The organism is Marinobacter bohaiensis, assembly GCF_003258515.1.
GTDB lineage: Bacteria > Pseudomonadota > Gammaproteobacteria > Pseudomonadales > Oleiphilaceae > Marinobacter_A > Marinobacter_A bohaiensis.
Genome location: NZ_QGEH01000003.1, coordinates 130,907 through 144,704, shown reverse-complemented (window position 1 = coordinate 144,704; position 13,798 = coordinate 130,907). Strand labels below are relative to the sequence as shown.

Below are 13,798 nucleotides of genomic sequence, written 5' to 3'. Positions count from 1 at the left end.
CGCGTCGTCGTCAGCGTCCCTTCCAAGTCCTCTCCTTATTGCTTTTCACAAGACCAGCTAGTCGTCCAATCCCGCCTGCAAACGTCGGGAGGCCTCCTCCAGGCAATCAACCATGCGTTGTGCACTCGGTGTCAGGCCGCGATTGCGGTTCCACAAAACACCGACCGATCGGAGTAGGCGGGGCAGACTTAAGGGGAGCGTATGAAAAGGTTGCCTGGCATCGTCCGCAAGCGTTCCGGCCACCGCAGCGATAAAATCCGAGTCCTGCAGGTGTGCGCGCACAACGTGGATCGACAATGTCTCGATGTAGTTGTTGGTTAGCGGCACATCATGAGCTTCGAGTGCCCGCTCGAGGGGATCGCGCAATATTGAGCCGACCGGAGGAAGGATCCACGGATAAAGGCAAAGGTCCGCCCAGGTCAGGCTTTGTTTCCCAACCAGCGGATGGTGAGGGCCCGTTACCAGCGCCACCGGTTCTTCCAGCAACTCTTTTTCCTGAAAGCTTCCAAGAGTGTCCGGTGCCGGCAAACGGCCAACCACGAAGTCGATCCGTCCCTGCCAGAGTTCGGGCAACAGCGAATCCGTGGTTCCCTCTACAACCATCACATTGGTACCCGGCGAGTGCTCTTTCAGGATGCTCAGTGCCTGTGGCAGAAGCACCGAAGCAGACGTTGGTAACATACCGATGTGAACTTTTCCTTCGGTGCCCGAGCTGAGTGCCTTCAACTCATCACGAGCCTTGTGCAGGGTCGCCATCATTGCCCGCGCATGCCGAACAATGCATTCACCGTAAGGAGTGGGCATCACCCCTTGAGCAGTTCGTGAAAATAGCGGTAGCCCAAGCCCTCTCTCGAGTTCGGCCAGGGACTTCGAAACAGCGGGTACGGTGACGTGGGTGACTTCCGCCACATGGGTCAGATTGCGGTATGTATCGATTGCTACGAGCAAACGCAGATGCCGCGCCTTCAGGTTGACCTGCAGATACCAGTCAAGCTCTTTCAATTGATGTACCTCGATCCCCTGACCTACCATCGCGAACTGTGAAAAAGCCATCGCTGCAATGGCACATCTCGTTGTCTTTGTTCTACGAGTGACCGTACCTCCATTCTGTCAACGGGCTCTGACGGCATCTATTGAGTAAAAATGCCTCCCGCTTAAGCAAATGGTTAATCAGGCGTTGCAGCTCCGGGACTGACGGTCGCGCCAGACATAATTGTGAATACCTTTGAGGAGGAAGCGGGGCGGAATCTCGGCGTGGAGCGTTTCAGTAGGGATGTCTGCACGAATACAGGCACCGGTTGATGTCATCCGGCTGAACAGGCTTTAAGGCAGGAAAAAGGACCATGGTCCCCTCCGACAGGGAAGGGCCATGGCCACAGGGCCAGGGTCTAAAGGGGCAAGGATTTAAACGAGCGTCGGATCAGGGCGATACTATAAAAGAACGTACTTTTTCGAGGATCTTCTCGGGCGTGGAGTAGAACTTCGATACCATAGACTCAAGTTGCTCAGCATCTTGAGGCTTGGCTATCAGGTTTTTGTCGAGCATTGCAGACACAAAATCAGGATCCTCCCGCGTGGCGTCAAACGCTTCACGCAACGCTTTCACCCGGTCTAGTGGCGTGGCGTGCCGGGCGGAACCGCAAAAGGGCGCCCCACCGAACTTGAGGAAGGCACAGGCAGAACGATCAAGGGGATCTCAGTCTTCAGGCAGGGTCGTTCATTTTCGCCACCGCAGCGCGAATGAATGGGACGGACATGAGGAACAAAAGGATCAGCACACCCGAGGACAACTCGACGGTGAGACTGAGCCCAATACGATCGGCCGCGAAGCCGATGATCAAGGCACCAAGCGCCGGGCTCCCACGTGCGATCAGGCCATGCACGCTGAGCACCCTTCCACGTAGCGCATCAGGGGTGGCCAACTGCACGAAGGTTTGAGTGAGCACAAGACTGCGCGTCGCCGTAAAGCCGATAATCACCGAGGCGATGATCGCAATCGTCGCACTCTCGGTTTGAGTCACGATGATGGCGCCCAACGCCCCTATCCCCCACCACACTTGTACGCGGTAGAGTACACGCGCCGTGCTGCCGGATCGGATCGTCAGGCCCGAAACCACGGCACCGAATGCCGCTGCGCCAGTGAGCGCGGCCAACCCAGCGGCATTCTCGGTAAACGTTCCGGCGGCTATGGCGGGCATCAATTCAATCATTGCCCGCACCATCGAGCCACCGCAAAGCATCACCAGCAGGATCAGCCACAGAGGTTGGGTTTGCAGAATGTGAGCAAAGCCCTCAGTCATCTCACCAAAGAAAGTGCGAGTGCGCGGACGCCTCACATAGGTGCCGAGATTTAACCGGGTCAATACGAGCACGAAGATCAAGGTGAACAATGCATTCAAGGCAAACGTCCACGTCACATCCAGGTACAGGATCATCGCTCCCGCTACGGCCGGTCCAAGTATGCGCGCGAGGTTCACGCATACCGAATTGAGCGCAACGGCGGTCCCCAAATCCTCTAGCGGAACCATTTGCTGAACCATCGCCATCCTGGCTGGCTGGATGGCAGCCTGCAGCATGCCCTGCAGCGTTATTAGAATCACCAGGCCAATCAGGCCGAGGTGATCCATCGCGATCAACACGGCCGTCAGTAACGCCAGCAGAGCAGAGGCAGACTGCGCCAGGATATTCAGTCTCAGCCGGTTCCAGCGGTCGGCGACTACCCCGGCAAAGGGGCCAATGGCAAAACCCGGGAGCAGATCCCCGGCGGACACGACCCCCACCCAGAAAGCGGAGTGCGTCCACTCCCAGACCAGCCAACTGCAGGCAATGCGCTGCATCCAGGTACCAATAAGCGACAGACTGTTACCCGCAAAGAACAGACCGAATTGACTGCCGACGAGCACTCGGAGTGGGGCCGGCATACGGCGGGTCGAGGACTTGCTCCTCCCCCCCTCAGTCAAAGCAGGTCCCGCGGTAATACGCTATCGGGCATATCCTGATAGCAAACGGGGCGGAGCCAGCGGCGAATAGATAACGTGCCGACCGACGTAGCACCAAAGTTCGTCGAAGCGGGATAAGGACCGCCATGAACCATGGCGTCGCAGACTTCCACCCCCGTCGGAAACCCGTTGGCAAGCACCCGGCCAGCCTTGCGTTCAAGTATAGGCAGCAATTCGCGCACCGGTTTGGAATCGACCTCTTCCATATGGATGGTTGCCGTCAGTTGTCCCTGGAGGGAACGAGCGACATCGCGCATCTCATCCAGGCTATCCACCGTTACAACCAGACCGAGCGGACCAAAGGCCTCCTCAGCGAGCGCCTCGTCCCTGAACCAATCCTGCGCGCTGACCTGTAACAGATCCGGCGCGGTATTTCGTAGATCGCAGGTCGACGTCAGTAAAGACCGCACACCCGTGCCGGCCGCAATACGGTCGCGTCCAGCGCGGTATGCCGAAGCGATACCTTCGGTGAGCATAACCTGAGACTCGATCTTCCCAAGCTCGCGGCGAGCAGCTTCAACAAAGGCCTCACCGTCAGGACCGCGCATGACAACCGCTATCCCCGGGTTGGTACAGAACTGCCCCGCGCCCATGGTCAAAGAAGCCGCCCAGCCAGCACCAATGGCCTCGCCGCGCTCGGCCAGGGCTCCAGGTAACAGAAACATCGGATTGACCGAACCCAATTCGCCGAAAAACGGAATCGGATCGCGCCGCGCGGCACAGAGGTCAAACAGTGCCCGCCCCCCGCTTATTGAGCCGGTAAAGCCAACCGCCCGGATCAACGGATGCTGGACCAGTGCCGTCCCCACATCGCGCCGCCCACCCTGTATGAGCGAGAAAACACCGGGGTGTAGGCCGCAGCGACGGACGGCCGCAAATATCGCCTCCGCGACAATTTCTGAAGTGCCGGGATGCGCGGAATGCCCTTTGACCACCACCGGACACCCCGCCGCCAACGCGGAAGCGGTATCGCCTCCGGCGACGGAGAACGCAAGAGGAAAATTGGACGCGCCAAAAACGGCAACCGGCCCAATGGGGCGCTGCATAACCCGAAGATCCGGGCGCGGCGCCGGCTTACGTTCAGGCTGACTTGGGTCGTGGCGACGATCCAGATAGTCACCTCGACGAATATGGTCGGCAAAGAGCTGAAGTTGCGTAACGGTCCGACCGCGCTCGCCAACGAGGCGAGTTGCAGGCAGGCCGGTCTCCTGAGTGCCGATTTCAGTGATAGACTCCGCGCGGGCTTCAATTTCTTCCACAATCGTCTCGAGGAACACTGCTCGATCCTCACGCCAGCTGTGCCCAAAGGACCGGAATGCCTCCTCAGCTGCCTGGCAGGCGTCTTCGACAAGCGCCGGCGTACCTACCGAAAAGGTATGCGCCGGGCCATCGGCTGGCGCCGATTGGAAATGGGTCTGCCCCTCGATCCGTTCACCGGCGATAAAATGTCGGCCATGGGGAATAAATGGAAGATCATTACTCATGAGGCCTCCTCTGACCTGTTCTCAATGGCAGAAATAAGAGTGTGCGGCCGTTGGCACGCATAATCGGGTAAGCGTATGGCTCCGACGTCAGTCCTTCGGTTCAAGAGCATGCAAATTCATACCGAGCGAAACAGCACTGAAATAGCCAACAACGACCAGCAGTTCGGCGATGACCGAGCGGCCCAGTTCAGTTTCAAACCGCGCAAATCGGGTATCGTCGATGACGCCTCCGGCCAGAATGCTGCAAACGGCATCACAGATAAGGCCCAAGCGCCCGTCCCCGGCCTCTGGCCGACGCTTATCTAGGATGTCGTTGACCACCACCTCCGGGACACCGGCTTTCAATGCATGCCGACGATGGTTGGCCGTGACGTAGGAAGCGTTCCAGAAAACCGCCGTCGATAGGATGGCAACCTCGCTTTCCTCTTTACTCAGTATCGGAGAGCCGCCAATATGGGTGCCGATGGTCTCCATACCGTCGGCCAGACGCGGGTTGTGCAGCCAGATATTGAAGGGTGTGGGGATACGCCCCCGCCCTTTTCCCAAGCGCTCAATCACCGCTTGCTGTTCATACGAAGCGTTCTCCGAATCAATATGCTTAAGCCGACTCGCCATCTGCTTACCTCCTTCGATGAAAAAATGCTGGAACAGAGTCCCGCATTGGAGGAGAGCCAATGCCCCCCCCCAAGGTATAGAGTTTTGCGTTTTCCAATGTGATGTCCTGTGCCCGGAACGAGATGTTCAGCCCCCGCCGACTGCCAGCATGGCCAGCCACTTACCCATGAGGTTGCTTGGCCAGTCGATGTGAAGGAGCTGATCGAAGACACCATAGACAAGCGCTGTTACACAGCCCGCAAGAATTAGGCTGAGACGCCAGGATTCTCGTCCTTCGATGCGCATGAAGGCCACCATCGTCAATGGCACCGTCGCGATCATGCCGATCACCGACGTACCGGCGAGGAAAACCAGGAACCAGCCAAAGAATGTCGCGGCCCGCATCAGAACCAGACGTGTTGGCAGGGCCGCATCGCGATCGCTGGTCACATCCATGTGAATGCCAGCGCGGCCTGTCGCCCCGACGTCATTAGGGAGAACGAAGATTTTGTATGCGAGACTGAACGCCCCGGCGACAACGAGAGCGCCGGACACCACGATCGGCCCGATCTTGGCCATGAAGAACCAGTCCTGCGCCGTAACCAGCGCGTAAAGTCCAAGCCCGATGAAGAACACGTACGCGAGGTCCTGGGGTTCGACCCGAACCGTCCGGATCGGTTTCAAACGCCCCAGCCCCCCCTGGCGCAACAACCGGAGCAAAGGGGTGACAAAGACCAGCGCTGAGAGACTGAGCAGGACCAGGACACCGGGGCGCATCAGCCAGTCGACGCCGTAGCGCATAAAGGAAATCGACATGTAGCGCTCAATCAGAGTCCCCAGTACAAGACCAAGGATAAGCGGCGGACGGGCCCAGTTCAGGCGTTTCATTCCCCACCCGATCAACCCGAACACCAGCAGCACGACCATGTCGCCCCAGCTCCGCGACCCCTGGAAGGCACCGACAAAAACAATGGGCATGATGACCGGCAAGATCAGCGTATAACGTAGCGTCGCAATCTTGGCGAATTGACTGCTAAACAAAAAACACAGCCCCGCGCCGAAGATGTTGGCGACCGCGAGCGACCACACCATGGAGTAGGTCAGGTCAAGATGCTTGGTCAGCATGTCCGGCCCGGCGGTAAATCCGTGCACCATCATCGCGCCGAGTAGAATAGCCGTCGCCGCGCCGCCTGGTATGCCAAACGCCAGCATCGGCACCAGCATGCCGCCTTCCCGAGCGTTGTTGGCCGATTCCGGAGCAATCACGCCGCGCACATCACCCTTGGTAAAGGAATCCTTGGCGCCCTTGGAGGTTTGCATAGCGTGGCCGTAGGCGATCCAGTCCGTAACCGCACCGGTGATCCCTGGGATGATTCCCAAAAATGCCCCCAAACCGCCACAGCGAAGGACCATGAACCAGTTGCGGAGAGTATCAATTACGCCGCGACGCATTCCGGCACGCCCATCGATCGATGCGCGTCCGGCGATCGCGGTACGCTGGATTGCCAACTCACAGAGCTCGGGCAGTGCAAAGATACCCAGTATGACCGGCACAATGGGGAGACCGTCCTGAAGATAGAGAAGATCGCCCGTCCAACGCAGTTGCCCCGTCTGGACATTGGTACCGATCATCCCCACGAGAATGCCGAAACAGGCGGCTGCGATGCCACGGAGCGGCGCTTTCCCCGACAGGCTCGATACCATCGCAATCCCGAAGATCGTAAGCGCCAGCATTTCAGGTGTTGAAATGGAAAGCACAAGAGGCCTTACCAGCGGCAACGACACAGCAAGCACGACCGCACCAACCAGGCCACCCAGCAGCGACGATGTGAAGCAGGCGCTCAATGCCCGCGACGCCTCACCGCGCTTGGCCATTGGCAGACCGTCGAGTACGGTTGCCTGGGAAGCGGCCGTGCCCGGCACACCAAAAAGCACCGCCGGAATCACGTCCGACGTCGTGGTTACCGTATGCATGCCAAGCAACATCGCGAAGGCTGCGTACGGGTCCATCGTATAGGTAAACGGGGCCAGCAAGGCGAACCCGGTCAAGCCCCCGATTCCGGGCAACAGGCCGAGAGACAGGCCAACCAGAACCCCAAGGACCAGAAAGGACAGACGGTCGAGTGACAATACCATCGACAGCGCATGTCCGGCGGCCGACAGTGTTGATGAGTCGCTGAGAAAATCCATGATAAATCCTGCTAAGAAGCCGGGCTCCTACAACGAGCCCGCCATACTTGAAGACGAGTACCCCCGTTGCCGTGCATCACGGCCCGGCAACGTTGTGCTTCGATGATCAGCGCCGCTTCGGCACTCCTGTCGCCTAATCGGCAAGCATCGGGTAAAGAGTTTTCGCCGTACGTCCCCAAATCCACACACGTTCGTCCTCGCTCAGGGAAGTGAAACAGGCGTGCCCCTGATCGATCAGATTTTTAAGGTTTCCCTCCGATGCCGGATAGTTCGAGCCAAACGCCAGGTGGTCAGCCCCGAATACGCTGACCAGGTGCGGAAAGAAAGCCTCTGCTCCACCAGGTGCCGCCTGGGCAAGATCGAAAGTCTTCGGCGTAATCTTGAGATAGACGTTATCGAAACGCGCCAGCTCAAACAGCTTTTGGCAGGCGGTGTAGGGAGGGCCGTCTTCCAGTACCGGGCGGCCACAATGATCCAGCGCAATCCGGACCTTCGGAAACCGCTCGGCCAGTTCCGCCACCATGTCCAGGCCAGCCGGCGTGGTTTGGATCACCATCGTCATCCCAAGCTCGGCACAGCGTTCCCAGACCGGGAAAGTCGCCGGATTGACCAGCCAGCTCCCGTCGGTCTGATGGGTGGCTCCTCCAGTAAACAGACGAATGCCCCCCATTCCGCGCGCGCGCCAGTATTCCATGGTTTCCAGTGCGTCAGGGGCAAGTAAGTCAAAGGAGTAGACACCGGCAAACCGGTTGGGCTGCCTTGCCACGCAGTCAGCCACGTAGGCATTGTTATGGCCGTAGGTCGTTGACGAATGCACGATGGCAGCCTTTGCCACCCCCGCCTCATCCATCTCGGAAACCAGCTGTTCAAACGTGGCCGGGCGCTTGGTCGACCACTTCGAGCGATGCCCATGCTGAGGAGCAATAGGGTAGCGATCGGTGTCCGTCGAAATGATATGAGGGTGAATATCGATGATTTCCGGCGTCATGTTGATCGAGCCTCTTGGCGATTGGCTGCCATTCCCCCGTATGGGTTCACTACAGCACGTTTCTTGTTTATTTCAGCTAGACTCGGAGGAGTTCGATCCTTAGCCTCAGGCAACGCCTCCCCCGGCGTATTTTTCAGAATGGGCTGGAGTTCCTGGCCTGGCGCGCCTTTTCCAGCACCCCATCCGGCGTTGCGTAGAGTTTCTTCACGATCAGCTCAACCGAATGTCCGTCGATCGGATCAACCGGCGCCCCCAGATCCGCCATGGCGGCGATAAATCCGGGGTCAGCGACCGCCTTGGAAAACGCTTTGCGCAGCGCGTCCAACCGGTCTTCAGGCACTCCCCTGGGCACAGCAACTGGCCGGCCAGCCTCAAACGGGGACAGGAAGAAGTCGAACAGTGCCTTGACATCCGGCTCGGTGACGACGTCACTCAGGTTGGGGACATCGGCGTAGTCCGAATGACTATTCCACCCCATATTGAGCAATACCCGCATCTTGCCTTCAGCCAGCATCTTCGCCGGCTCACCTTTTTCCAGGCCCTCAATGGTCGATGCCCAGCCGTCGACTTCACCGCGCTGCATCGCGAGATAAACCTCACCACGCCCGGTATAGCCCGGCACGATGTTCAACTTCGTGCCGGCATAGTCATTGAGCAGCGCTGGCAGTATCCGGTTCTCGTTGGAGAACCCCGTTGCACCGATAATCAGCTTCTTTTTTGAGAGATCGTCCGCCGAAAGCACCCCGGATCGGCTCATAGCAACCAGGGCATAACTAACCTTGTCGAGACTGCCGAGCCACCTCACCTCTCTGGGGTCAAAGCTGCTCTGGCTTGGCGCGAGTAGTGACGTGTAGAGATTGTTACGCTGCAGGAAGCCCACAACGGTGCCGTCATCCGGCTGCTTGGTCTGGAGCGAGGCGGCTGCCACCATCCCCCCGGCACCGGCAACGTTCATGACAATCGCATCCGGCTGGCCGGGCAGGTACTTGACGAAATACGGGGCAAACTGGCGCACAAGCGTATCGGTCAGAGTGCCCGCGTCTGCACTGACGACAAGCGTTATGGACTTGCCGCGATAGAAATCATCGACGGACTGACCAAAAGCCGGCCCGCAAAATATGGCCGCAACGACGAGTGCGACACTGTGAAAAAACGCTCTGCGCATGATGCCCATATGCGACTGTCTCCCGATATTTGTTTTTGTGAGTGAGTACGCCGAATGATGCGTCGCACCTCGTCAAAGAGTCCATTGAGAAAAAAGGCTCGTGAGTTGAGCAACTGGTTAATCCAGGCTTACTGACAGGCCTGCCGGGCAGGAGAAAGCAAAGATTCGCGGTCAGCCCATGGGTGACGGCAAGAAGGTTAGCGACGATCTCTAAAGCCAGCCGCTCAGTGGTAGCGGTCGAGCGTCCCGTCCCGACCGACGAAAGGCCCGATGCCGCCACGCCCTATCGGGCATCCGTAGCCTCGCGGCGGGCCGTTGGCTCTTCTAGCGGCTCAGCATCACGACCTCTCTGCTGATTCCCGGCGACCTCTTCCAGGCACGACACCATCAATTGCGAACTGGGCGTCAGCCCACTGTTGCGGTTCCAACGGACACCGACCGGACGGAGAAGACGAGGGAGACCTAACGGAAGGACATGCAGGGGCTGGGTTGCATCATCGGCGACCGCCCCGGCCATCACGGCAATAGCATCCGACACCTGCAGGTGCGCTCGCGACACATGAATCGAAAGGGTTTCGATGTAGTTGTCGGTTAACGGTACCTCGTGCGCCTCGAGCGCACGCTCCAGCGGATCGCGCAGTATCGAACCGGGTGGCGGCAGTATCCAGGGGTAGGGACACAGATCAGACCATTCCAGGGTTTTCCTACGCGCGAGTGGATGATGACGCCCAGTCATAAGCCTCACCGGCTCTTCCAGCAACTCCTTCTCCTCAAAGCTGCCAAGGGTGTCTGGCGGTGGCAAACGCCCGACCAACAGGTCGAGGCGCCCCTGCCAGAGTTCAGGCAACAACGAATCCGTTGTACCTTCCACCACCATCACGTTGGTTCCAGGCGATCGCGTCTTCAGGAGATTTAGCGCCTGCGGCAGCAAAGCCGAGGCAGAAGCCGGCAACATACCAACATGAACCTTGCCTTCCGTACCTGAACTCAAGGCTTTCAGCTCATCACGTGCCTTGTGCAGTGTCGCCAGCATCGATTTCGCGTGGCGGATAAGACAGTCACCATAAGGGGTCGGTATCAGCCCCTGCGTCGTGCGCGAGAAAAGCGGGAACCCAAGCCCTCGCTCAAGTTCCGTCAGCGACTTCGACACAGCAGGCACGGTCACATGGGTGACCTCCGCCACTTGAGTCAGATTGCGGTATGTATCAATCGCCACAAGCAGACGCAACTGCCGCGCCTTTAGGTTGACCTGCAAATACCAGTCGAGCTGTGACATCCCGATCACCCCAAGGCCTTAACCGTTTATTCAAGCCTAAGGCAATTTTACTCAATCGACTAGAGCCACACCTGCAGGCAACATCCTGTCATGCACGTGTTTCATACCGAAGGGAACCAATTTCATCCGCAAGGGAGCCGGCCTAGCGATTGCATCGCCCCCCCCTGCAGATCCGCAAATCCAAGAACAACTGCAAGAGATAGGCACTAATCAGGAGAGAGATATGTCAGGTAAAGTTCATCTCAAGATCGCCATTGCCGATCACCCCAACACGGCGGCCATCCGCAGCGGCGCCATTCCCATCGAAGGCGTGGATGCCGAGTTTGTCACTGTAAAGCCGCAGATCGCCGCCTTCCGCCGCATGGTGCGCGACGTCGAGTTCGACGTCTGCGAGATCGCCCCGACCACCTACATCATCGCCCGCGCCTATGGCGCGCCGTTCGTGGCCCTGCCCATTTTTGTCGTGCGCCGTTTCCACCATGGGGGACTGCTGGTCCGCCCGGACGCTGGCATCAAGGAACCGAAGGACCTGGAGGGTAAGAAGGTGGGTGTGCGCGCCTACTCGGTGACCACGGGTGTCTGGACACGTCAGGTGCTGATCGACGAGTTCGGTCTGGACTCAAGCAAGGTCACCTGGGTTGTCGACGATGAGGAACACGTAACGGAGCTGGAGCTGCCGCCTAACGTGGTTCACGCCACCCGGCCGCTGGCTAATATGATGGCCGATGGCGAGCTGGCAGCCGGTTTTGGCGGGAACGCCGGCGTCGGCCGGACAGGCAACCCGACAGATGGCTGGAAGGAAGTAAAAGCCGATTACCCGGATCTCCTCCCGAACGCGACCGAACTGGAAACCGAATATTACGCGCGCACCGGCGTCTATCCCATGCACGGTACCGTCGTCGTGAAAGACTCCATCCTTGCCGAGCATCCCTGGGTAGCCAAATCCCTGTACGACGCCTTCGAGAAAGCAAAGCTGGATTACCTCGAAAAACTCGATGCCGGAGAAGTCAACGACAAAACCGACCAGAAGCACCAGGAACTTCGCAAGATCGTCGGCCATGACCCGCTGCCCTACGGCATTGAGGCCAATCGCAAGACCATCGAGGCCCTAGAGGCAACTGCCTTCAAGCAGGGCCTGACACCTCGCCGCATGTCGATGAACGAGCTGTTCGTTGATCCCCAGGCCTGAAATTGACGGAGAACACCATGATCATCGATTGCCACGGCCATTTCACCACCGTACCTAAATCATTCCGCGCTTGGCGCGCCAAGCAGATCGAATCGGCTAACGACCCGGCCAACGCTCCGGCGCTCTCCGGCGCCCACGTCACCGACGACGAGATCCGCGAAGGTGTCGGCAATGGCCAGTTGCGACTGCAGCAGGAACGCGGCGGCGACCTCACCCTGTTCTCACCGATTGCCGGGTTGATGAGCCATCACCTCGGCAACGAGCGTACCAGCCTGGAATGGGCAGAAGTGTCCAATAACCTCGTCCGTCGCGTCTGCGACATCTACCCCGACAATTTTGTACCGGTTTGCCAGCTGCCACAGTCACCCATGGCGCCTCCCAAGAACTCGGTTCCCGAGCTGCGCCGATGCGTCGAGGAAATGGGCTTCGTGGGCTGCAACCTGAATCCCGACCCGAGCGGCGGGTACTGGACCGGCAAGCCGATGACAGACCGCGAGTGGTACCCGCTGTACGAGGCCCTATGCGACCTCGACGTGCCGGCCATGATCCACGTCGCAGCCTCCTGCAATCCATGCCATCACGGTACGGGTGCTCACTACCTCAATGCGGACACGTCCGTATTTATGCAATTGCTGCAGAGCGATCTGTTCAAGGACTTCCCAACATTACGCCTGGTCATTCCGCATGGCGGTGGCGCCGTCCCCTACCACTGGGGCCGGTACCGCGGCATGTCGCTGGAAATGGCCAAGCGTCCTCTGGAAGGACTGCTGGATAACATTTTCTTCGACACCTGTGTTTACCACCACCCTGGCGTTGAGTTGCTGACCAAAGTGGTTCCGTCAAGCAACGTGCTGTTTGGCTCCGAAATGATTGGTGCCGTAAGGGGCACCGACCCGGATACCGGTCATTACTTCGACGACACCAAGCGCTACATCGATGCCTGCGAAGCACTGTCCGATACGGACCGACACGCCATATTCGAAGGCAACGCACGACGCGTCTATCCACGTCTCGACCAGCACCTGAAAAGCAAAGGCCTGTGAGCAAGGAGGCATTGCATGACTATCATCGACATCCATCCTCACATCATTTCGGACGATCCAGAGCGTTATCCACCGGCCCCGCTGTTTGGCAAGCGCTCTGACTGGTCGCAGGAACGTCCCAGTACCGCCGAGGCGTTGATCAAGGCCATGGACGACGCCGGCGTCGCCAAGGCGGCCGTGGTTCATTCGTCCACGACCTACGGCTTCGACAACAGCTACGTCATCGACAGCTGCAACCGCTACAAGGATCGGCTGGTCGCCGTCGGCTCCGTGGATATGCCCGACGACAACGCACCGGCGGTCATCAAGAACTGGGTCGAGAAGAACCTCGCCGGGTTGCGCATCTTTACCGGAGGCTCAACCAAGGCATTCGACCCTAGTGAGTTGGAAAACCCCAAGGCCTTCAAAGCCTGGGAGATGGTGGAGGAACTGAACTTGCCGGTATGCATTCAGACCGGCCCGGTCGGCCTCCCCCAAGTGCGTATGCTCGCTGAGAAGTTTCCCCGCGCGAACATCATCCTCGACCACCTGGGCCGCCCCGATATTCTCGACGGCCCACCGTACGACAACGCCGCCAGTCTGTTCGGGATGGCGGATCTGCCAAATATCTACCTGAAGCTCACTCCTCGGATTTTCGGGGACGTGAATAAAGAGAAGGCCAGCGCAGAGACCTTCTTCCCCCGTGTGGTCGAAGCGTTCGGCGCACAGCGCATGGCCTGGGGTTCCAACTTCCCCAATTCGCAAGGAACCCTCAAGGAAATCCTGGAGACGGCCGAGAGGGGTCTGGCCTGCCTAAACGACGAGGATCGCGCCTGGATCTTCGGCAAGACCGCGCAAAAGCTTTACCCGTCATTGCGCTGACGCTGAATC

General features: G+C 58.9%; 11 protein-coding genes. 3 read left to right on the top strand and 8 right to left on the bottom strand.

Translation table 11 applies throughout. The features are described 5' to 3' along the window. Positions 1–57: 57 nt before the first annotated feature. The 8 genes from DKK67_RS15470 to DKK67_RS15435 all read right to left on the bottom strand — a co-directional run bounded on the left by DKK67_RS15470 (position 58) and on the right by DKK67_RS15435 (position 10,696). Positions 58–1,002, bottom strand: a complete 945-nt coding sequence (locus DKK67_RS15470) for a LysR substrate-binding domain-containing protein (RefSeq protein ID WP_111497629.1) — start codon at positions 1,000–1,002, stop codon at positions 58–60. A gap of 701 nt (positions 1,003–1,703) precedes the next feature. Next, the gene (locus DKK67_RS15465; protein ID WP_111497408.1) at positions 1,704–2,921 is read right to left on the bottom strand and encodes an MFS transporter; all 1,218 of its coding nucleotides are present in this window, start codon (positions 2,919–2,921) and stop codon (positions 1,704–1,706) included. 35 nt (positions 2,922–2,956) lie between these two features. After that, positions 2,957–4,483, bottom strand: a complete 1,527-nt coding sequence (locus DKK67_RS15460; RefSeq protein WP_111497407.1) for an aldehyde dehydrogenase (NADP(+)) — start codon at positions 4,481–4,483, stop codon at positions 2,957–2,959. Between the two features lie 87 nt (positions 4,484–4,570). Beyond that, positions 4,571–5,098, bottom strand: coding sequence for a carboxymuconolactone decarboxylase (locus DKK67_RS15455; RefSeq protein WP_111497406.1), 528 nt, complete (start codon positions 5,096–5,098; stop codon positions 4,571–4,573). A gap of 126 nt (positions 5,099–5,224) precedes the next feature. Further along, positions 5,225–7,267 carry a tripartite tricarboxylate transporter permease gene (locus tag DKK67_RS15450; RefSeq protein WP_111497405.1) on the bottom strand — a complete coding sequence of 681 codons (2,043 nt, stop codon included), beginning with the start codon at positions 7,265–7,267 and terminating at the stop codon, positions 5,225–5,227. A 133-nt stretch (positions 7,268–7,400) separates the two neighbouring features. Further along, a complete protein-coding gene (locus tag DKK67_RS15445) occupies positions 7,401–8,255 on the bottom strand; it encodes an amidohydrolase family protein (RefSeq protein WP_111497404.1) in 855 nt (284 codons plus the stop codon). Positions 8,256–8,388: 133 nt separating this feature from the next. After that, positions 8,389–9,429, bottom strand: coding sequence for a Bug family tripartite tricarboxylate transporter substrate binding protein (locus tag DKK67_RS15440; protein WP_111497403.1), 1,041 nt, complete (start codon positions 9,427–9,429; stop codon positions 8,389–8,391). A 274-nt stretch (positions 9,430–9,703) separates the two neighbouring features. Next, positions 9,704–10,696 (bottom strand): LysR substrate-binding domain-containing protein, encoded by a 993-nt coding sequence (locus tag DKK67_RS15435; RefSeq protein ID WP_111497628.1) that lies wholly within the window; start codon positions 10,694–10,696, stop codon positions 9,704–9,706. Between the two features lie 223 nt (positions 10,697–10,919). Between DKK67_RS15435 and DKK67_RS15430 the strand changes: the two genes are divergently transcribed. The 3 genes from DKK67_RS15430 to DKK67_RS15420 are packed head-to-tail and all read left to right on the top strand — an operon-like array spanning position 10,920 to position 13,789. Next, on the top strand, positions 10,920–11,885 hold the full coding sequence (locus DKK67_RS15430; protein ID WP_111497402.1) for an ABC transporter substrate-binding protein: 966 nt from the start codon (positions 10,920–10,922) through the stop codon (positions 11,883–11,885). Between the two features lie 17 nt (positions 11,886–11,902). Next, a complete protein-coding gene (locus tag DKK67_RS15425; protein ID WP_111497401.1) occupies positions 11,903–12,928 on the top strand; it encodes an amidohydrolase family protein in 1,026 nt (341 codons plus the stop codon). A gap of 15 nt (positions 12,929–12,943) precedes the next feature. Beyond that, the gene (locus DKK67_RS15420) at positions 12,944–13,789 is read left to right on the top strand and encodes an amidohydrolase family protein (protein ID WP_111497400.1); all 846 of its coding nucleotides are present in this window, start codon (positions 12,944–12,946) and stop codon (positions 13,787–13,789) included. Positions 13,790–13,798: the final 9 nt, after the last annotated feature.

Bases quoted from the DNA above. Each gene is read 5' to 3' on its own strand.
- DKK67_RS15465 (WP_111497408.1), bottom strand. From the start codon at position 2,921: ATGCCGGCCCCACTCCGAGTGCTCGTCGGCAGTCAATTCGGTCTGTTC.
- DKK67_RS15420 (WP_111497400.1), top strand. From the start codon at position 12,944: ATGACTATCATCGACATCCATCCTCACATCATTTCGGACGATCCAGAG.
- DKK67_RS15435 (WP_111497628.1), bottom strand. From the start codon at position 10,696: ATGTCACAGCTCGACTGGTATTTGCAGGTCAACCTAAAGGCGCGGCAG.
- DKK67_RS15430 (WP_111497402.1), top strand. From the start codon at position 10,920: ATGTCAGGTAAAGTTCATCTCAAGATCGCCATTGCCGATCACCCCAAC.
- DKK67_RS15460 (WP_111497407.1), bottom strand. From the start codon at position 4,483: ATGAGTAATGATCTTCCATTTATTCCCCATGGCCGACATTTTATCGCC.
- DKK67_RS15445 (WP_111497404.1), bottom strand. From the start codon at position 8,255: ATGACGCCGGAAATCATCGATATTCACCCTCATATCATTTCGACGGAC.
- DKK67_RS15455 (WP_111497406.1), bottom strand. From the start codon at position 5,098: ATGGCGAGTCGGCTTAAGCATATTGATTCGGAGAACGCTTCGTATGAA.
- DKK67_RS15440 (WP_111497403.1), bottom strand. From the start codon at position 9,429: ATGGGCATCATGCGCAGAGCGTTTTTTCACAGTGTCGCACTCGTCGTT.
- DKK67_RS15425 (WP_111497401.1), top strand. From the start codon at position 11,903: ATGATCATCGATTGCCACGGCCATTTCACCACCGTACCTAAATCATTC.
- DKK67_RS15450 (WP_111497405.1), bottom strand. From the start codon at position 7,267: ATGGATTTTCTCAGCGACTCATCAACACTGTCGGCCGCCGGACATGCG.